Here is a 19,644-nt window from a genome sequence, read left to right as displayed (position 1 = left end):
AAAAAACTCCTTTAGAATGTATTACTAATGTTAAAGCTGATGGTCTTCGTATCGTCATCTTCTTCTTTTTGCAATGGATACGCAAAACTGATCAGCATTGGACCCATTGGAGAGATCCATTGTAGAGAAAGACCGGTTGAAACCCTAAAGCGCATTGGATCTGAATAATCATCCAATTTTGCACGCTGATCTGTTGACAGGTTTTGATAACGGTCAATATTAAACTCTGTATCCCATACGTTAGCTGCATCTACGAAGAAGCTGGTACGTACAGAGCTGGTGTTTTCTTCATCTAAGAAAGGTGTTGGAACAATTAGCTCCATCCCTGCTACCGCTTTGGCGTTACCACCAATTCGGCCTGCTGTGTAAAGTTGGTCAAATTCTGATGCACCACCAATGCTACCAGTCGTAGTGCCATCAGGTAATGGTGTACCAGGAATATTTTGCGGAACACGCGATACAGCCCGTGGCAAAATCGTATTTCGATCGAAGCCACGTAATTCCATCTCAGTGATTCTGAAGAACTCTTGGAACGGTAGTGTTTGGTCATAACCATTCGTTGTTCCATAACCATTACCATAGCCAAGTGCTGCACGAGTTGAAAATACCCAACGATGGTCATTACTGATTGGCCAGTAGAAACGCGAGTCGTAGTTTAACTTAAAGTACTGTAAATCAGAGTTCGGCGTTGTTGCTGTTAAGTTAAGTGATTGGCGCGAACCTGCTGTTGGGAATAAACCACGGTTAACAGTAACACGTGACCAACCTGCGCTTAACTCGTACTTGGTAAAATCAAAGCCAGCATCTGGATTTTCAGGATCTAAGAAAGTTTCACGAATAACACGTGTTTGCTCATATTCAGCAATATCAGATAACTCTTCTTGCACCCAACGGACACCAAAGTTAATACGGTTTACAGCATCAATTGGGAAGCCAATATTAGTACCAATACCATAACTCTTTGACTTATAGTCGATTAGGCTGAACTTGCTCGCATCATAGTTGCTGTAGAATATACTACTACCTTGCGATACACCGTCTGGAGTAAAGTAAGGGTCTGTGTAAGAAACGCTAACACGCTCAGAACCACGTGAAGTATTAATGTTAAAACCAATTTGGTTACCAGTACCTAAGAAGTTTGACTCACTCACACCAATGTTAAATTGCAGACCCAAATAAGAACCATAAGCAAGACCGGCATTGAAGCTACCTGCAGATTGTTCTTTAACAGTAAAGTCAACATCAACTTGGTCATCAACACCAGGGACTGGAACAACATTGAAATCAACGCTTTCCATATAAGGTAAACGCTGGATTTGTAGCTTAGAGCGCTCAAGGCTTTGGTTTGATAGCCACGCACCTTCAAGCTGTGTCATTTCACGACGTACAACTTCATCAGAGGTATTTTGGTTACCACCCACAATAATACGACGAACATAAACACGCTTGCCTGGGTTTACTGATAACGTTAGCTGAACTTCTTTATTTTCGTCATCAATCTCTGGGATTGTTCGTACTTCAGCATTAGCATAACCAAAACGTGCTAAGTAGCTTTTAATAAACTCTTCAGAAGAAGTAACCACAGAGCCATTATAAAGCTCGCCAGTTTTCAGCGGAATAACACTTTTAATTAGTTCTTCACGACCTAGCAAGTCACCAATAAAGTCAAAGCCTTTAACTTTGTATTTAACACCTTCAGTAATATTCGCTGTAACATAAACAGAATCACGCTCAGGGCTTACTGATACTTGTGTTGAATCGATATTAAAGCGTAAGTAACCACGATCAAGGTAGTAGCTGCGAATTTTTTCTAAATCGCCTTCAATGGTTTGCTTTTGATAACGGTCGCTAGACATGAATTGCCACCACGGCAGATCTTGCTGAGACTCTGCTAACTTAAGCAATTCTTCATCAGAGAATAATTCGTTACCAACTAGGTTAATCTGACGAATTGAAGCTGCATCACCTTCATCAAATTCAAACATTAGTTTTACACGGTTACGCGGTAACTTAATGATGCTTACATCCACTTTTGCATTGTATTTACCAATACTATGGAAAAATTCAACTAAGCCTTTTTCAATGTTATCAAGGACTGTTTTATCAAGCGGCTCACCAGTACGGATATCTTGCTGGTCTAACGACTCATTTAGCTGCTCATCTTTGATGTCTTTATTGCCATCAAATTCGATCATGCTGATCGTTGGGCGCTCAGTCACTCGGAAGATAACACTGTTGCCATCACGTAACGCTTTAATATTGTCAAAGTGACCTGAACGATAGAGAGCCTTTATGGTTCTTGAAATTGTGTACTCATCAATATTATCGCCCACGTTGATAGGAATATGTGTTAACGCAGCACCGAGTGCAACACGTTGTAAGCCTTCAACTTTTAAATCATCTACAATAAAGGAGTTTTGGCCTAGGGCTGCAAAGCTAGCACCTAATAAACTTGAAACTGCCAAATGTTTTTTTATAGCCATTTTGTTATCTTTATCCTTTACAACTGTATTACCGCTCAACACCTTATAAATTTAACTTTTGCGGTGTTTTACAATCGTGTTCAAATTGGAATTTTTCGCTTATTTGTTATAAACGCGATACATCATTGAACAATGCGAAACATGTTAAAAACAGAAGCAGCAAGGCCCCCACTTTAAAACCAAATTCTTGCGTCTTTTCAGAGACCGGTTTTTTGCGAAAAAGTTCAATTATGTAATACATTAAGTGCCCACCATCTAGCACTGGCAGCGGTAATAAGTTAAATACGCCAAGGTTTACACTGATTAATGCTAAAAAGCTTAAAAATGCAACCAAGCCATAGCTTACGCTAGTTCCCGCACCAACTGCAATGCCCACCGGACCACTTAAATTTTTAACCGATACCTGACCGGTAATTAAATTACCAATCATATCAAAACTAAGAGTAATTAAACGCCATGTTTCGTGTATGCCCAGCACAATACTATCGACAGGGCCATAATGTCTAGTTTCAATATAGTTTTCTGGCCATGGCTCAACCACCGGAGACACACCTAGAAAGCCCTGTGAAACACCAGCATCATTAGTTCTGCTTTGTGGCGTTACAGTTAGCTTTTTTATACTATCTTGCCTTTGTACACTAAATTGTAAGGATTTGTTAGGTGATTGCTGAATTAGTGAAACTAACTTGGTCCAACTGCTGATATTTTCACCATTTACGGCAATGATTTTGTCATCAACTTGTAAGCCAGCAGCCTCAGCCGCCGAACCTTTACTGATCATGGCCACTTGTAAAAGTGCTTTAGGGCGAAATGGTACAATACCAATTGAGGTTAATGGCGGAACATCTTGTTGATCTAATTTCCAGCCATCTAGGTTGAGTGTACGTACATGCTTTTGATAATTCTGGTCACGAAGCGTTACCACAACACTTTGTTCACCTAAACGGCTCATTAGCGAGAATGTTGCATCTTGCCAAGTGTTGATATCGTCTTCACCGATTTTGATAATTTGCTGGTTTGGTTCAATATTGGCAGCAGCTGCACGGCTACCTTGCGAGACCTCGCCAACGACAGGTTTTAACGACTGTACGCCCACCATATACATCACTGCAAGAGCAAAAATAGCAAATAAAAAGTTCGCCATCGGACCTGCAGCAACAATAGCAATACGTGCTTTAACTGATTTGGCATTAAATGATAAATGACGCTGCTCTGGCGGAACTTCGTCAACTCGCTCATCAAGCATTTTGACATAACCACCTAATGGAATCGCCGCAATCACATATTCTGTTTTGTGTTTGTCATACCATTTTATCAATGGCTTACCAAAGCCAATCGAGAAACGTAGTACTTTAACACCTGCTTTACGAGCGACCCAGAAGTGACCATATTCATGTACAGTTACTAAAATGCCAAGCGCAAGGATAAATGAACCAAGGTTCCAGAAAAAATCAAACATGCTAGTCGAAGCCTCTTTTTACAAACTCGGTAGCCTTTAGGCGTGCCGCTTGGTCACAAGCTAAAATCTCTTCAAGTGTTTGCACGTTAATGTCTTGTGTAGCATTGAGTGTTTCTGCGTTGATTCGGTAAATATCCGTAAAGCCTATTTGACCATCTAAAAATGCAGCAACAGCTATTTCATTAGCTGCATTTACTGTAGTAGTTGCACCTTGCCCCATTTCACACGCATCAATTGCGAGTTTTAAATTAGGGTATCTCGCATAATCAGGCTTGGTGAAAGTAAAGTCTGCCATTTGTGAAAAATCGAGAGGTTTTACACCTGCATCAACGCGCTCAGGAAATGCTAAAGCATGCGCTATAGGAGTACGCATATCAGGATTACCCATTTGCGCAAGCACAGAGCCATCTTGATATTGCACCATAGAGTGAATAATGCTTTGTGGGTGAATTACCACTTCAATATCACTAGCATGGCAGTTAAACAACCACTTAGCTTCAATAAACTCGAGGCCTTTGTTCATCATGGTTGCTGAATCAACGGAAATCTTTTGTCCCATTGACCAGTTAGGATGAGCCACCGCTTGTGCAACAGTTACTGATGATAACGTAGCTATGTCGCGCTTTAAGAAAGGACCGCCAGAGCCAGTTAATAAAATTTTACTCACGCCATTGTCAGCCAGTAAGCCCGACGCATTTTGTAGTGATGCTGGCATACATTGGAAAATAGCATTATGTTCACTGTCGATAGGCAGCAAAGTTGCGCCATGCTGTTTAACTTTATCGATAAACAACTGACCCGACATGACTAGAGATTCTTTATTTGCTAACAGCACTTTTTTGCCAGCTTCAACCGCACTTAAAGTCGGGAGCAGACCTGCAGCACCAACTATAGCTGACATCACAGCATCAACATCTGCATGAGCAGCTAGTTCACTCATAGCCTCAACACCCGCTAGCACTTGTGTGTTACATGAACTGTTAGCGAGTAAGTTCGAAAGTGCTGAAGCGGCTTGTTGGTCAGCCATGACAGCAAATTTAGGTTGATGCGCGATACACAGCTCAGCCATTTGATCGGCATTTTTACCGGCTGCTAATGCAAAAACCGCAAAACGCTCTGGGTTTCTAGAAACAACATCTAAGGTGCTTAAACCGATTGAACCAGTTGCGCCCAATACGACAAGTTGCTCTATTTTGCTCATAAACTCAGTGTCCATGCGTAGCAAAGTACAAAAATAGGCGCAGCTGCGGTAAGGCTATCGATACGGTCTAAAATACCGCCATGACCTGGTAAACATGAGCCACTGTCTTTTAAACCAACTTCTCGTTTGAACATGCTTTCGAGTAAATCACCTACCGCTGAGAATAATGCGATAAATGCAGTCATCACCGCATAGATGGGCCAAACACTCATATCAACATTAGTGAAGTGACAAAATATTAAGACAAAAATAACTGAGGCCACGACCCCACCTAATAAACCTTCTATCGTTTTATTAGGACTTACTTTTGGCATTAACTTGCGTTTACCAAAATTTTTGCCGGTAAAGTAAGCACCAATATCAGCGCTCCATACAATTCCTAGCACAACTAAAATCAGCATTGAACCAAAATGTGTTGATTCGTTGTAACCTGCGCTACGCAGTGTATTTAGTGCAAGCCAAAGCGGTACTAAAGTTAAAAACCCTGCTATGGCGCGCATCACAATACCTTCATTCCATGCTTTTGCCATTGCTGGATAGCGCCAAACTAAGTAAGTTGCCACAATCCACCAAGCAAATGACAGGGTAAATAAATAATTTGCATCACCCACTAATTGACCATTTTGCCAAAGTGATTCTATTGGCCAATGCCAGTTAAGTAATGCCAAAAATGCCGCTGTTGCTGCAACAAATCCAAAACGTTTAACTTTATCGCACAGGCCCATAAATGCAGACCATTCCCATGCACCGAGTAAAACAATACCGGCGGCGATATAACTAAATAGTGTTAATGGGGTATAAAAAACCAAAATAAGTGCAAGTGGTGCCAACACGAGCGAGGTTAAAATTCGTTGTTTTAGCAATGTGTGTACCTTCAACTAGTAATTAGGTCTCGGCGAGTAATTGTTTTATTTGTTCGCCTGTACAACCGAATCGTCGCTCTCTGGCAACGTAACATGCGATAGCGTCAGCAAATGCAGCTTCATTGAAGTCTGGCCAAAGCGTATCAGTAAAGTAAAGCTCAGCATAAGCCGCTTGCCATAAAAGGAAGTTACTGATGCGTAAATCTCCACCGGTGCGGATCATTAAATCAAGTTCACCTTGATCGGCCATACTCATTTGTTCGGCCATGAGCTCTTCAGTAATATCTTCTGCGGCCATTTCACCGGCTGCGACTTTTTTCGCAAGCATTGTTGCGGCGTTAGTGATATCCCAACGTCCGCCATAATTAGCTGCCACGTTTAACTGTAGACCCGTATTATTACGAGTTAATTCATGGGCTGCATCAACTTTCTCGCGCAGACCTTCTGAAAAGCGTGATAAATCACCAATTATGTTTAGCTTTACATTATTTTTATGAAGCTTTTTAACTTCTTTGCCCAGTACGAATAAAAACAGCTCCATAAGCGTATTTACTTCGTCCTCTGGACGTCGCCAATTTTCGCTACTAAATGCGAATAGTGTTAACGACTGTATACCTAAGCGAGTACAAAATTGCACTGATTGACGAACTGCATCAACGCCCTTTTTGTGTCCGTAAACACGCGGGCGATTTTTCGCTTGTGCCCAACGTCCGTTGCCATCCATGATTATAGCGACATGCTTAGGCAAACTTTGCTGGGAAATTTTATCAGCGTTAAGAACCATAAATATCGAGTATTCCATAAAAAAACGCCGTCTAGTATACCCTAGACGGCGTTTCAAAACTAATAAATTTAGTTGCGCCTGTTTACTTACAGAATCAGTGTCTGAAAGATAAACAGCAGCAATTAGATTTCCATTAGCTCAGCTTCTTTTGCAGCTAATTGTGCATCCATCTCTTTGATGAACTTATCTGTAAGCTTTTGGATCTCGTCTTCTGCTTGACGCGCTTCATCTTCAGAAATATCTTTTTCTTTCAATAAGCTCTTAATGTCGCCATTTGCGTCACGACGGATGTTACGTACAGCAACACGGCCGCTTTCAACTTCGCCACGTACGATTTTGATTAGGTCTTTACGACGCTCTTCTGTAAGTGGAGGAAGTGGAACACGGATAACTGTACCTGCAGACATCGGGTTTAAACCTAAATCTGAAGCCATGATCGCTTTTTCTACTGCTTGCGCTAATGACTTGTCGAACACGCTAATTGCAAGTGTACGTGAGTCTTCAATTGTTACGTTAGCAACTTGGTTTAATGGTGTGTCAGCACCGTAGTAAGACACTTGAATACCATCAAGTAATGCTGGGTGCGCACGGCCTGTGCGAATTTTAGATAATTGACTGCCTAGTGCCGCAACACTTTTTTGCATACGTTCTGACGCATCTTTTTTGATATCGTTAATCACGGTTCAATCCTAATCTATTTGCTAGTTTCATCTGAGGCTTGTGAAGAGATAAGCGTTCCTTCATCTTCGCCCATAATAACACGCTTAAGCGCGCCTGATTTATTCATGTTAAATACGCTTAATGGCATTTTGTGGTCACGCGCCAGCGTAAATGCAGCTAAATCCATAACCTTAAGCTCTTTATCAATGATTTCATTGTAGCTTAAGTGGCGATATAGTGTAGCTTCTGGGTTTTTCACTGGATCATCAGAGTAAACACCATCAACTTTAGTCGCTTTGATTACAGTATCTGCTTCAATTTCAATACCACGTAGACACGCTGCTGAGTCAGTCGTGAAGAATGGATTACCTGTACCCGCTGAGAAAATTACAACGCGGCCAGATTTTAATAGGCTAATAGCTTCTGCCCAGTTGTAAGCATCACATACACCGTTAAGTGGAATAGCTGACATTAAACGACAATTTACAAATGCACGATGAAGTGCATCACGCATTGCCAAACCATTCATTACAGTAGCAAGCATACCCATGTGATCGCCTACTACGCGGTTCATGCCCGCTTCTGCTAATGAACCACCACGCAAGAAGTTACCGCCACCGATAACTAAACCTACTTCTACGTCGAGCTCTACAAGTTCTTTAATTTCTTGAGCCATACGGTCAAGTACTTTTGGGTCGATGCCGAAGCCTTCGTCTCCCATTAATGCTTCACCGCTAAGTTTAAGAAGAACACGTCTAAAAATAGGTTTACGATTGATAGTCATAATATTTGGGCCAGCCTTAGTAATGAGATAAAAAATAACCGCGCTATGGTTACACATAAAACGCGGTTATTTTAAAGAATTTTCATCAGTGACGCAAAAGCTAATAACAGATTAATTTCATCTAATTGGCCTACGTCACTAAGTTAGAAAATTACTCGCCTTTTGCAGCAGCGATTTGAGCAGCTACTTCAGCAGCGAAGTCTTCTTCTTTACGCTCGATACCTTCACCAACTTCTAAACGGATGAAGTTAGAAACAGTTGCGCCTTTCTCTTTAAGAATTTCGCCAACTGATTTTTTAGGTTCCATGATGAAAGCTTGACCAGTAAGAGAGATCTCACCAGTGAATTTCTTCATACGACCGATAACCATTTTCTCAGCGATTTCAGCAGGCTTGCCTTCGTTCATCGCGATATCGATTTGAACTGCTTTTTCTTTTTCTACAACGTCAGCTGGTACGTCTTCTGGGTTTACGAACTCAGGCTTAGACGCAGCTACGTGCATAGCAACTTGCTTAAGTGTTTCTTCGTCAGCTTCACCAACTACAACAACACCGATACGGTCGCCGTGGCGGTAAGAAGAAAGTTTGTCACCGTCGATGTACTCAACGCGACGAACATTGATGTTTTCACCGATTTTAGCAACTAGAGCAACACGAGTTTCTTCGAACTGTGCTTTAAGTGCGTCGATGTCTGCTTTAGATTCTGCAGCAGCGTCAAGAACTTGGTTAGCGAAACCAAGGAAGTTAGCGTCTTTAGCAACGAAGTCAGTTTGACAGTTAACTTCAAGAAGTGCAGCGAAACCGTTACCTTCTTTGATTAAGATTGTACCTTCAGCAGCGATGTTACCTGCTTTTTTAGCAGCCTTTGCAGCACCGCTCTTACGCATGTTTTCGATCGCTAACTCGATGTCACCGTTAGTTTCAGTTAACGCTTTTTTACAATCCATCATGCCAGCGCCAGTACGCTCGCGTAATTCTTTAACTAGGGCAGCAGTTACAGCCATTAGAATATCCTCAATTGAATTCTGTTATAGGGAAGCGGTATAGGCCGCTTAACAAGAATAACAAGTCTTCACCTTAATTAGATGAAGACTTGATGACAGCTAATTACTCAGCTTCTACGAAGTCGTCTTTCTCAGCTTGAGCAACGATGTTGTTCTCACGACCTTCAGTGATCGCAGCTGATACAGCGCCTGTGTAAAGTTGGATAGCACGGATCGCATCGTCGTTACCAGGAACGATGTAATCAACACCGTCTGGGTTAGAGTTAGTATCAACGATAGCAACAACTGGAATACCTAGGTTGTTAGCTTCACGGATAGCGATGTGCTCGTGGTCTGCATCGATAACGAAAAGCGCGTCAGGAAGACCGCCCATGTCTTTGATACCACCAAGGCTCTTTTCAAGCTTTTCCATTTCACGAGTAAGCATTAACGCTTCTTTCTTAGTTAACTTCTCGAAAGTGCCGTCTTGGCTTTGCGCTTCAAGATCTTTAAGACGCTTGATTGATTGACGAACTGTTTTCCAGTTAGTCAACATACCACCTAACCAACGGTGGTTCACGTAGAACTGCTCGCTTTGGATCGCTGCTTCTTTAACTGCTTCGCTTGCTGCGCGCTTAGTACCAACGAAAAGTACTTTACCTTTGTTAGAAGCTGCGTTCGATAAGAACTTAAGTGCTTCGTTGAACATTGGTACAGTTTGCTCTAGGTTGATGATATGAACACGGTTACGAGCGCCGAAGATGAAAGGCTTCATCTTAGGATTCCAGTAACGTGCTTGGTGACCAAAGTGAACACCAGCTTGAAGCATATCGCGCATTGAAACGTTTGCCATTTGTATAATCCTCTATAATTTAGGGTTAGGCCTCCACATATCCCATAGCACCAACACCGCAGTTAATTTGTAACTTAAGTGCACCCAAGTGTATGTGACGATACGTGTGTGTGTTAAAATAAAATTGTGTTTGCCTTAAATACAAAAAATCAGTTAAGAATTTATTTGTAAAAAGACGGCGCGCTTTATACCATATTAAAATTGAAAACTCAACGTCTAGTGCAAAATTTGTGCACTAAAAACTGACCTGAAAAACAACTTTGGAGCCTCAATGAGTGCTGTGATCAAGACCCCTGAAGAAATCGAAAAAATGCGTGTTGCCGGGCGCTTAGCCGCCGAGGTACTAGAAATGATAGAACCGCATGTGGTGCCAGGTGTAACCACAGATGAACTAAATACAATTTGTCATGATTATATTGTCAATGTTCAAGATGCTATTCCAGCACCGCTTAATTATCACGGTTTCCCAAAATCAATTTGCACCTCAGTGAACCATGTAATTTGTCACGGTATTCCAAATGACAAACCGCTTAAAGAAGGCGATAGCGTAAATATCGACGTGACTGTGATCAAAGATGGCTATCACGGTGATACATCTAAGATGTTCCACGTTGGTACACCTAATATTCAAGGTAAACGCCTTGCTGAAATTACCCAAGAAAGCCTATACCTTGCAATTAAAATGGTAAAACCAGGCGTACGCTTAGGTGATATCGGTGCTGCAATTCAAAAATACGCTGAAGGCTTTAACTACTCAATCGTTCGCGAATACTGTGGTCACGGCATTGGCGCTGAATTCCACGAAGAGCCGCAAGTGATGCACTATGGCAAAGCAGGTACTGGCGAAGTATTAAAAGCAGGCATGTGTTTAACAATCGAGCCTATGGTTAATGCCGGTAAACGCCAATGTAAGCTACTAAAAGATAACTGGACTGTAGTAACAAAAGACCGTTCATTGTCTGCACAGTGGGAACATACACTGTTAGTGACTGAAAATGGTGTTGAAATTTTAACGCTCCGATCAGATGATACTATCGACAGGATCATCGAACACTAGGAGCCAGCCCCTGTGGCATTACCCAATAAAGTAAAAAAGTTGCTCAGCCAAGCTGAGCAACTTAGCGATTATCGCGACTGTTCTAGTTATTTTTATAAATGGCTACAGAACGAATTCTCAAAACAACCCGTTAGCAACTTAATTAATGCCCGTGCTGAGTTTATCGACCGCTTATTAATTAAACTGTTTCACGATTACAACCTTGCTCACGAAAGTGACCTAGCCCTCATTGCTGTGGGAGGTTATGGTCGAGGCGAACTGCACCCCTACTCCGATATCGACTTTATGCTGCTAGTTAGCGAGCAACCAAGTGAAGCTGTGTGTGAAAAAATTGGTCAGTTCGTTACCATGCTATGGGACCTTAATTTAGAGATTGGTCATAGTGTTCGTACGATAGAACAAGCATTAGAACAAAAACGCGAAGATGTGACATTTGCCACCAGCTTACTCGAAAGCCGATTAATCTTCGGTAATCATATCGAATTCGAAAAACTAAAAAAACACCTGCTTGATACGCCTATTTGGCGCTCAGACGAATTCTTTTTGGCAAAAGTTCAAGAGCAAAGTTTACGCCATAAAAAATGCCATGGTACGGCTTATAACCTTGAACCCAATATCAAAGAAAACCCAGGTGGCCTGCGCGACCTACAGACCATTATTTGGGTTGCTAAAAAGCACTTTAGAGCCGAAACATTACAAGAACTTATAAATCACGGCTATCTTACTCACGAAGAATACCAAGAGCTGTCTGAATGTTTAGAAAACCTTTGGAACATTCGTTTTGCGCTGCACATCGCTGCGGGTCGCTCTGAAAACCGTTTGTTGTTCGATCATCAACCTCATGCCGCAGAAATTCTCGGCTTTGGTAGTGATGGTAAAGCCTCGGTCGAGCGCATGATGAAACGCTTATTTAGGATCATGAGCCGCGTACGTGAGCTTAACCAAATGCTGCTTTCATACTTTGAGCAAAGCATTTTACCGGGTGCAGGTGAGTTACCTGTGATTGAACTTGACCGTAACTTTGAGCGCATTGGCCATCAAATTCGTGTTAAAAATCCATCGGTATTCTTCCGCCGTGATCAGCTATTTGTGTTGTTCGAACACATTGCTGATAACCCAGAGATCACCCATATTTACCCAAGTACCATACGCACAATGCGTCAAGTTCGCCGTCGTTTACTAGGTGATTTACAAGATTACGCCGCTTGTCGTGAGGCATTTTTACGCCTAATAAAGCATCCTAACGGTATGGGTCGTGCATTTACCCTAATGCATAAACACGGCATTATTGCCGCCTACTTACCGCAGTGGCGTAATATCTTCGGGCAAATGCAATTTGATTTATTTCATGCCTACACAGTGGATGAGCACACCCATAAACTGATCAACAATATTTATAAGTATTTTGATAAATCAAAAGTCAGCGAATTTCCGTTATGCAGTGAAATTGTCACTCGTATGGATAAGCCTGAGTTACTTTATTTAGCTGGTATTTTCCATGATATTGCGAAAGGTCGTGGTGGCGATCACTCAGAACTGGGCTCGGTTGATGCAATCGCATTTGCTAAGCTACACCGCTTCCCAGCATCAGATGGCAAGCTAATTTCGTGGTTAGTGGCTAATCACTTACTAATGTCGGTAACAGCGCAACGTAAAGACATAAATGACCCAGATGTGATCAAAGACTTTGCGAGTAAAGTAAAAAATGAGCGCCAGCTTGATTACTTATATTGCTTAACTTTAGCTGATATTCGCGCAACCAATGATAATTTGTGGAACGATTGGAAAAACACCCTACTTCGTGAGCTTTATTTACACACCCAGCGCGCGCTTCGTTTAGGGCTTGAAAACCCGATGGACCAACGTGACCAGATACGTGATAAAAAGCAGCAAGCCAAACAGCGCTTATTGAATCATGGCTGTAACGAAGATCAAATCGACTTAATCTGGAGCCGCTTTAAAGCTAACTACTTTACAGCCTTTAGTGAACAGCAAATTTCATGGCATACAGAGCACTTATTGAGCTGTGATGATTTAAGCCAACCAAGCGTTGCAGTTTCAAACACTGCAATGCATGGCGGTACGCAAGTCTTTGCCTACAGCCCTTACTCAGGCGGTTTATTCTCTCGTTTAGTCAGTGTAATTGGTTCGAAAAAAGCGCAAATTCAACATGCACAAGTTTTGACTACGAAAGACGGCTACGTGCTATTTAGCTTTGTTATTTTAGAGGTCAATGGTGACCCTATTGCGAGTAATCGAGCACAAGGCATTAAACGTGCATTAGATCTTGCTATTAGCGACCCGAAAAAGAAAATTCGCTTTAAGAAGAATCGCTCACAGCGCTTCAAAGACTTTAATATCAAACCAAAAATTGTGCTTAGACCACATGCTCGTAAAGATCGCAGTTTAATTGAAATTCAAGCGGTGGATATTCCGGGTCTGTTGACGAAAATAGCTGAAGTTTTTCAAGCACACTTATTACATATTCATGCCGCACGGATCACCACTGTTGGTGAGCGTGCAGAAGATTTCTTCGTGGTATCAAATAACGAATACCAAGCATTAACAGACGAAGAACAAGCTAAAATTCATCAAGCATTGCGTAAAAAACTCAACGCAGAAACCGAATAAGAGGATCTTATGTCAGATTTAAAAACCATGATCGAACACGCCTGGGACAACCGCGATAGCATCAGCCCGAGTACGGTATCAAGTGAAGTAAAACAAGCTATTATCGATGCGCTTGAATTACTTGATAGCGGCGCTGCTCGTGTTGCTGAAAAAATCAGCGGTGAGTGGGTTGTACACCAATGGTTGAAAAAAGCAGTGCTACTGTCTTTCCGTATTCGTGACAACCAACCAATGAACGATGGTGTTAATCAGTTTTACGACAAAGTACCACTTAAATTTAGCGACTATACACCAGAACAATTTCAACAAGGCGGTATGCGTGTTGTGCCTAATGCTGTTGCACGTAAAGGCAGTTTTGTAGGTAAAAACGTGGTGCTTATGCCGTCTTATGTCAATATTGGTGCCTACGTTGATGAAGGCACAATGGTTGATACATGGGCAACGGTTGGCTCATGTGCTCAAATTGGTAAAAATGTTCACTTATCGGGCGGTGTAGGTATTGGTGGCGTACTTGAACCACTTCAAGCAAACCCAACTATCATCGAAGACAACTGTTTTATTGGCGCGCGCTCTGAGATTGTTGAAGGCGTTGTAGTTGAAGAAGGCGCAGTTATCTCAATGGGTGTTTACATCAGCCAAAGCACACGTATCTATGACCGTGAAACTGGCGAAATCCATTACGGCCGAGTACCAGCCGGTGCGGTTGTTGTTCCAGGTTCTTTGCCATCAAAAGATGGTTCACACAGCCTATACGCTGCCATCATAGTGAAAAAAGTTGATCAACAAACTCGTGAAAAAGTAGGTATTAATGCCCTACTTCGCTCGATTGATGAATAACAAGACTGAGCTTTAAGTTTTAGAGATAAGAAGCGCGATACTAACTAGTTTCGCGCTTTTTTATTATCTGTAATGCAGTGATTTTTAGCTAGTTTATTGAGATACGCTCAAAAATATGTTTTAGTATAAAAAACAAACAAAACAATAGTGAAAATGTTTAAGTCTTTTCGCAGTTTTACCCACACAGAGTTATTTTATTACACAGGATTATTCTATCTTGTGGCAATCTTGCTGTTTGTATCACGTAGCTACCTATACGAGTTGTTTGTAACAGATACAAATTCACATCGCGTTGAGGTCAAAAAACTTGAAGTTGCTTTAACATCACACGTTCACAAAGAATATGTTTTTGATGCATTACAAACAACCCTAGATAGCCTTGCAACCCCAGATCGAGTTGCTGTTAAAATCCAGTGTTATACAACTTTCTGCGATGTTAGTTTCACTAATCCCTTTATCACCATTAATGACCACAATCACTACAGTGCAGAAGTAAAACGTGTGTTTGAGCAAAACGTTACCAACCTGCTTCGAGAAGATACTGCCGACTAGTTTCAGGCTTTTTAGTTAAAGCTTAGGGCTTAAAACTTAAAGCTCCCCTTGTTAAATTGTTACATCTTATTTCAAATACACATTTTATCGCGTAATTAAGGCCATTCAGCGTTACTTCTGACATACATTTCCTTTACCTCACTGGCACTTTTTTTACATCGCACTACAATGCACACAAACTGATTTTGGAACACACACAATGAATCTGACACGTAGTTCGCTGAAAAACCCTGCGAGTGTTATTGTCATCTTGGTGTTGATTATGTTGTTTGGCATGTTGAGCATTTTTAAGCTGCCAATTCAGCTCACACCAGATATTGAGCAACCGCAGATCACTATTTTTTCTGGCTGGCGCCAAGCTGCGCCTGAAGAGATTGAATCGGTGATCATTGAGCCGCTCGAGAACGCAGTAAAAAACACCCCGGGTGCGCTAGAGGTTAATACTTACATTAACCGTGGTAATGGCTCTATCACGTTGACTTTTGCTGTTGGGCAAAACATGCAGCAGGCAATGCTTGATGTGTTAACTAGCCTTAACCAAGCGCCGCCCCTGCCATTAGATGCATTTGATCCTGTGGTATTTGCTGGCGGTAATAATGGTGAAGCCGCAGCAACGTTACTGGTCACCCCGAAAGACTTTAATAGCGACAGCCTTGATTTAGACATGGCGCAGTTCCAAAAACAAATCGATGAATTTGTTGAGCCCCGTTTGGCACGTATACCTGGAGTTGCCCGTGTTGATTTAGCCAGTGAACGACCAAAAGAATTACGTATTACCTTTGACCCTCACAAAGCCGCCGCACTGGGCGTCAGCCTTGACCAAATCAGTAATGTATTAGCCAGCTCACGCGATAGTTCCGGTGGCCTAGCTAATGTTGGCCGTCGTCAATATACGGTACGCTTTACGGGGCAATATGATTTATCGAGCATGGCACAAATGCGCGTTGGCTATTCAGGCGACAGACCCATTTACCTTGGCGATATCGCAAGTGTAGAGCGTACTTTCTCTGACCGTTTAGGGATGAGTGGTCGAAATGGTAAACCCGCATATTACATTCGTATTTCGCGTGCTAACGAAGCCAATACCGTTGCCCTGCTCGACGAAATTAACCTTGCTATTAAAGAGCTCAACGAAGGGCCGCTGGCTGAAAATGGCTTATCGATTGAATTAAGTTTTGATGCCTCTGTGCATATTCGTAATGCCTTGTCGTTGGTTAAAAGTAACTTAGGCCTAGGCGTTTTGCTGTCGTGTTTAATCTTGTGGTTGTTCTTTAGGGGCTTAAAGGCCACGTTTGTGATTGCAGCGACAATTCCTGTCTCTTTGTTAGTCGCATTTTTAACGTTAAACATTTTTGACCGCAGCTTAAATGTTATTTCACTGGCGGGCCTTGCCTTTGCCGTTGGCTTAGTACTTGATGCCGCCATCATAGTGCAAGAAAACATCGCAAGGCTCAGAAGCGAAGGCTTTGATAGTAAAAAAGCCGCGCTAAAAGGCGCAGCTCAAGTAACAGGCGCTTTATTTGCTTCAACCACCACAAGCGTTGCTATTTTCTTGCCTATTTTATTTATGGCAGGTATTGAAGGGCAGTTATTCTCTGACTTAGCGCTCACTTTATCCATTGCTGTAATTGCCTCTATGATTTGCGCAATTACACTTATTCCGTTGGCTAACCACTTTTGGCCAGACAAAGAGCTCAAAGCAGATCCTTATCGTGAATATTGGCACAAGCTAACTAACTTCATCATGGCGCTTACCAATACCCGCGTGAAACAAATAGTATGGATTGTTTCGTTATTAGGTGGCTCACTCGTCGCGACCATGACCATGCTCCCGAAAACTGATTTTATGCCGCGTGCACCAACCGATGGCTTTTTCTTTAACTTGAATACCCCGCCTGGCGGCAATGTGCAGTTTATGGAAGAAGAGCTACTGATGCGTATCAAAAAGCGCTTAATGCCTTATTACACAGGCGAAAAAGAGCCGGGTATTAAAGACTTTAACTTTTATGCGTTTGGTTCTAATGCTGGCGGCTTTATTTATTCTGCCGATCCACAACGCGTTGAAGAATTAATGAAAGTAGCCCGAGAAGAAATCTTCATTGATTTACCCGACACCCAAGTATTCTTCTTTAGAGGGTCGATGATCCAAGTGGCCAATGGCGGTGATGGTCGTAATATTAATATAGATTTAACAGGCCCTAATATGGATGAGCTCATTGCAGGTGCTAATGTGGCGCTACAAGCTGTCACCGAAGCTATGCCGAACGCCACAGCCAGGCCACAACCACGACTCGATATGGCTGAACCTGAGCTTAGACTCACACCAAATGACCGTCGTATAACTCAAGCTGGGCTAACTCGTCGTGATGTATCTCAAGCAGTGCAAGCCTACACAGGCGGGTTATTTGTTAATGAATACTTTGATGGCAACGAACGCATGAATGTAATTTTGCGCGGTATTCCATGGCAAACACCTGAGGAGCTTAAAGCACTTCCTATTGTGACCCCGCGTTCAGGTATTCAAACCTTAGGCGAGCTTGCCAATATTGAACGCACCGTGGGACCAACCCAACTTAGACGTGTTAATGGCCGCCGTACCGTGAGTATTGTTGTCACACCACCAGCAGATATGAGTTTGCAGCAAGCACAAACCATTCTTTCTGAGCAAGTTATGCCAAAAGTACGTGCAAGTTTGCCCGACAGCTCCGGCGCGATTTTGGCAGGTAATGCACAAAAGATGAATTCAGCCATGCAAGAGATGACAATCAACTTTATCTTGGCTCTGTTTATTTTATTCTTGCTAATGACCGCATTGTTTAAGTCAGCCAAAGATAGCGCGTTAGTTTTACTGGTTATGCCATTGGCAATTGCAGGCGGTGTACTGGCTCTATTTGTGCTTAACTTATTTACCTTCCAATCGCTCGACTTACTGACCATGATTGGCTTTATTATCTTGCTCGGTCTGGTGGTAAATAATGCCATTTTGTTGGTTGACCAAACCCGTGTCGCGATGGCTGCAGGACTCAGCCGAGAAGACGCTGTTCGCCAAGCTGTGCTACTGCGCGCACGACCCGTTTACTTAAGTACCTTAACCAGCTTATTTGGCATGCTGCCACTGATGCTAATGCCGGGGGTAGGATCAGAAATTTACCGTGGCCTTGCCACTGTGATTGTCGGTGGCATGGCCATTAGTGCCCTATTCACCTTGATATTAATGCCAAGTTTATTGCAACTTGGCAGACAACTGCCGCCCGTTAATAACAAACAGCAACCAGAAAAAACGCCTTTAAGCTTGGTATCGAATCAATGAGTATTAAAACAATGAACACACCTTTTCGTAAATTAACCGCTCGCTTTTGTGCGCTAATAAGCCTTATCGCATTTAATGCCTTTGCAGTCGTGCCGGTTACTGTAGAAACTGTCACACAAGCTCCACTGACAAGCGAAATTGAAGTCAGTGGCACTTTGTATGGCAAAGATGATGTAACCCTAACAGCAGGCGTTAGCGGTCGTTTATTATATGTTGTTGAGCCAGGTACTCTGGTTAAAAGTGGCGACACCCTCGTACGTATGGATACCTTACCGCTTGAACTTGAAAAAGCACGTCAGCAAGAAATGCTCAATCGCGCCAAAATAAACTTACGCTTATATCAACAAGAGCTCGCTCGTTTACAAAAACTCGCCAAAGCCAGCAGTGCTGCAGCAAGCCAAGTCGATGATATGCAAAATAAGCATGACCTTGCGTTATCTGATATCGCACTGGCTAAGGTTGAATTAAAAGTGATAGACGATCAGCTTTCCCGTGCAACCGTTCGCGCCCCATTTGATGGCGTGATCAGCGAGCGTTTTAAACGCGCTGGCCGCGAAATAAATCGTGCTGATGAACTGGTCACCCTTCTCGATATTAATAACTTAGAAGTGCGTTTGTACGTGCCTGTTAAATACTTAAAGTTTTTACACAAAGGCATAGAGTTACCAATTCAAGCCGGCGACTTATCAGCCCCTGATATGACAACAGCTACCGTAACAGCGGTGATCCCATCAACCGATCCGCGTTCACAAACTGTAGAAGTACGCGCCCTACTACCAAGAGACGCCGAGCAAACATGGGCGATTGGCCAACTGGTTGATGTAGCCGTGCCACTAAAAAGCAAAGGGGATGTACTACTAGTGAATCGCGATGCGCTTATCTTACGCAAAAAAGGCACCCATATCGTCAAAATCGACAACGACAACAAAGCTCTGCAAGTTCCCGTAAAAGTAGGTAATGGTAAAGATAAACTTGTTGAAGTCACCCCGACTTCTAACATCGCTTTAAATGCGGGCGATAAAGTTGCAGTGCGCGGCGCCGAGCAACTACAAACCGGGCAAGAAGTCGAAGTTCAGGTAAAGCAATAGCAAGTAAGCTATGTAAGAAATAGACTGCCAGCTTTAGAGGATACTTTCAGAGCTGGCAGTTTCGACAATATAAATCCCAATACTGTTTTCTTTGAAAAAA

Annotated in this window: 15 protein-coding genes; 6 read left to right on the top strand and 9 right to left on the bottom strand. The window is 42.5% G+C overall.

The genetic code is table 11. The annotated features are described in order from the left end of the window. Nucleotides 1–11 precede the first annotated feature (11 nt). From bamA to rpsB, 9 genes are all read right to left on the bottom strand, one after another. Complete coding sequence (gene bamA, locus EVU92_RS09485) at nucleotides 12–2,483, bottom strand: outer membrane protein assembly factor BamA (RefSeq protein ID WP_130051020.1); 2,472 nt, start codon at nucleotides 2,481–2,483, stop codon at nucleotides 12–14. Between the two features lie 106 nt (nucleotides 2,484–2,589). Next, on the bottom strand, nucleotides 2,590–3,942 hold the full coding sequence (gene rseP / locus EVU92_RS09480; protein WP_130051019.1) for a sigma E protease regulator RseP: 1,353 nt from the start codon (nucleotides 3,940–3,942) through the stop codon (nucleotides 2,590–2,592). 1 nt (nucleotide 3,943) lies between these two features. Then, the gene (ispC, locus tag EVU92_RS09475) at nucleotides 3,944–5,143 is read right to left on the bottom strand and encodes a 1-deoxy-D-xylulose-5-phosphate reductoisomerase (protein WP_130051018.1); all 1,200 of its coding nucleotides are present in this window, start codon (nucleotides 5,141–5,143) and stop codon (nucleotides 3,944–3,946) included. Further along, a complete protein-coding gene (locus EVU92_RS09470; RefSeq protein WP_130051017.1) occupies nucleotides 5,140–6,006 on the bottom strand; it encodes a phosphatidate cytidylyltransferase in 867 nt (288 codons plus the stop codon). The genes ispC and EVU92_RS09470 overlap by 4 nt, the downstream gene beginning before the upstream one ends. Nucleotides 6,007–6,028: 22 nt before the next feature. After that, entirely contained in the window at nucleotides 6,029–6,808 is a 780-nt protein-coding gene (locus EVU92_RS09465) for an isoprenyl transferase (RefSeq protein ID WP_130051016.1), read from the bottom strand. A 104-nt stretch (nucleotides 6,809–6,912) separates the two neighbouring features. Further along, entirely contained in the window at nucleotides 6,913–7,470 is a 558-nt protein-coding gene (frr, locus tag EVU92_RS09460; RefSeq protein ID WP_054553121.1) for a ribosome recycling factor, read from the bottom strand. 14 nt (nucleotides 7,471–7,484) lie between these two features. Then, on the bottom strand, nucleotides 7,485–8,234 hold the full coding sequence (pyrH, locus tag EVU92_RS09455) for a UMP kinase (RefSeq protein ID WP_130051015.1): 750 nt from the start codon (nucleotides 8,232–8,234) through the stop codon (nucleotides 7,485–7,487). 151 nt (nucleotides 8,235–8,385) lie between these two features. Continuing rightward, nucleotides 8,386–9,237: a translation elongation factor Ts gene (gene tsf, locus EVU92_RS09450; RefSeq protein ID WP_130051014.1), complete on the bottom strand. Its 852-nt coding sequence runs from the start codon at nucleotides 9,235–9,237 to the stop codon at nucleotides 8,386–8,388. A 103-nt stretch (nucleotides 9,238–9,340) separates the two neighbouring features. Next, a complete protein-coding gene (gene rpsB / locus EVU92_RS09445) occupies nucleotides 9,341–10,069 on the bottom strand; it encodes a 30S ribosomal protein S2 (RefSeq protein ID WP_054562046.1) in 729 nt (242 codons plus the stop codon). Between the two features lie 247 nt (nucleotides 10,070–10,316). On the opposite strand from rpsB, the gene map reads away from it, so the two are divergent. The 6 genes from map (at nucleotide 10,317) to EVU92_RS09415 (ending at nucleotide 19,544) form a co-directional block, all read left to right on the top strand. Next, complete coding sequence (gene map, locus EVU92_RS09440) at nucleotides 10,317–11,126, top strand: type I methionyl aminopeptidase (protein ID WP_256854704.1); 810 nt, start codon at nucleotides 10,317–10,319, stop codon at nucleotides 11,124–11,126. A gap of 12 nt (nucleotides 11,127–11,138) precedes the next feature. Then, the gene (gene glnD / locus EVU92_RS09435; RefSeq protein WP_130051012.1) at nucleotides 11,139–13,757 is read left to right on the top strand and encodes a [protein-PII] uridylyltransferase; all 2,619 of its coding nucleotides are present in this window, start codon (nucleotides 11,139–11,141) and stop codon (nucleotides 13,755–13,757) included. Nucleotides 13,758–13,766: 9 nt separating this feature from the next. Further along, complete coding sequence (dapD, locus tag EVU92_RS09430; RefSeq protein WP_130051011.1) at nucleotides 13,767–14,594, top strand: 2,3,4,5-tetrahydropyridine-2,6-dicarboxylate N-succinyltransferase; 828 nt, start codon at nucleotides 13,767–13,769, stop codon at nucleotides 14,592–14,594. A 153-nt stretch (nucleotides 14,595–14,747) separates the two neighbouring features. Further along, on the top strand, nucleotides 14,748–15,146 hold the full coding sequence (locus EVU92_RS09425; protein WP_130051010.1) for a hypothetical protein: 399 nt from the start codon (nucleotides 14,748–14,750) through the stop codon (nucleotides 15,144–15,146). Between the two features lie 199 nt (nucleotides 15,147–15,345). Further along, entirely contained in the window at nucleotides 15,346–18,456 is a 3,111-nt protein-coding gene (locus EVU92_RS09420) for an efflux RND transporter permease subunit (protein ID WP_130051009.1), read from the top strand. An 11-nt stretch (nucleotides 18,457–18,467) separates the two neighbouring features. After that, the gene (locus EVU92_RS09415; protein ID WP_130052260.1) at nucleotides 18,468–19,544 is read left to right on the top strand and encodes an efflux RND transporter periplasmic adaptor subunit; all 1,077 of its coding nucleotides are present in this window, start codon (nucleotides 18,468–18,470) and stop codon (nucleotides 19,542–19,544) included. The last annotated feature ends 100 nt before the right edge of the window (nucleotides 19,545–19,644 follow it).

Source organism: Pseudoalteromonas sp. MEBiC 03485 (assembly GCF_004195145.1).
Lineage (GTDB): Bacteria > Pseudomonadota > Gammaproteobacteria > Enterobacterales > Alteromonadaceae > Pseudoalteromonas > Pseudoalteromonas apostichopi.
This window is presented reverse-complemented; position numbering and strand designations above follow the sequence as displayed.

What these genes read in the sequence shown, in the direction of transcription:
- rpsB (WP_054562046.1), bottom strand. Translation starts at nt 10,069, where the DNA reads ATGGCAAACGTTTCAATGCGCGATATGCTTCAAGCTGGTGTTCACTTT.
- EVU92_RS09415 (WP_130052260.1), top strand. Translation starts at nt 18,468, where the DNA reads ATGAACACACCTTTTCGTAAATTAACCGCTCGCTTTTGTGCGCTAATA.
- dapD (WP_130051011.1), top strand. Translation starts at nt 13,767, where the DNA reads ATGTCAGATTTAAAAACCATGATCGAACACGCCTGGGACAACCGCGAT.
- EVU92_RS09425 (WP_130051010.1), top strand. Translation starts at nt 14,748, where the DNA reads ATGTTTAAGTCTTTTCGCAGTTTTACCCACACAGAGTTATTTTATTAC.
- EVU92_RS09465 (WP_130051016.1), bottom strand. Translation starts at nt 6,808, where the DNA reads ATGGAATACTCGATATTTATGGTTCTTAACGCTGATAAAATTTCCCAG.
- pyrH (WP_130051015.1), bottom strand. Translation starts at nt 8,234, where the DNA reads ATGACTATCAATCGTAAACCTATTTTTAGACGTGTTCTTCTTAAACTT.
- bamA (WP_130051020.1), bottom strand. Translation starts at nt 2,483, where the DNA reads ATGGCTATAAAAAAACATTTGGCAGTTTCAAGTTTATTAGGTGCTAGC.
- tsf (WP_130051014.1), bottom strand. Translation starts at nt 9,237, where the DNA reads ATGGCTGTAACTGCTGCCCTAGTTAAAGAATTACGCGAGCGTACTGGC.
- EVU92_RS09420 (WP_130051009.1), top strand. Translation starts at nt 15,346, where the DNA reads ATGAATCTGACACGTAGTTCGCTGAAAAACCCTGCGAGTGTTATTGTC.
- rseP (WP_130051019.1), bottom strand. Translation starts at nt 3,942, where the DNA reads ATGTTTGATTTTTTCTGGAACCTTGGTTCATTTATCCTTGCGCTTGGC.
- ispC (WP_130051018.1), bottom strand. Translation starts at nt 5,143, where the DNA reads ATGAGCAAAATAGAGCAACTTGTCGTATTGGGCGCAACTGGTTCAATC.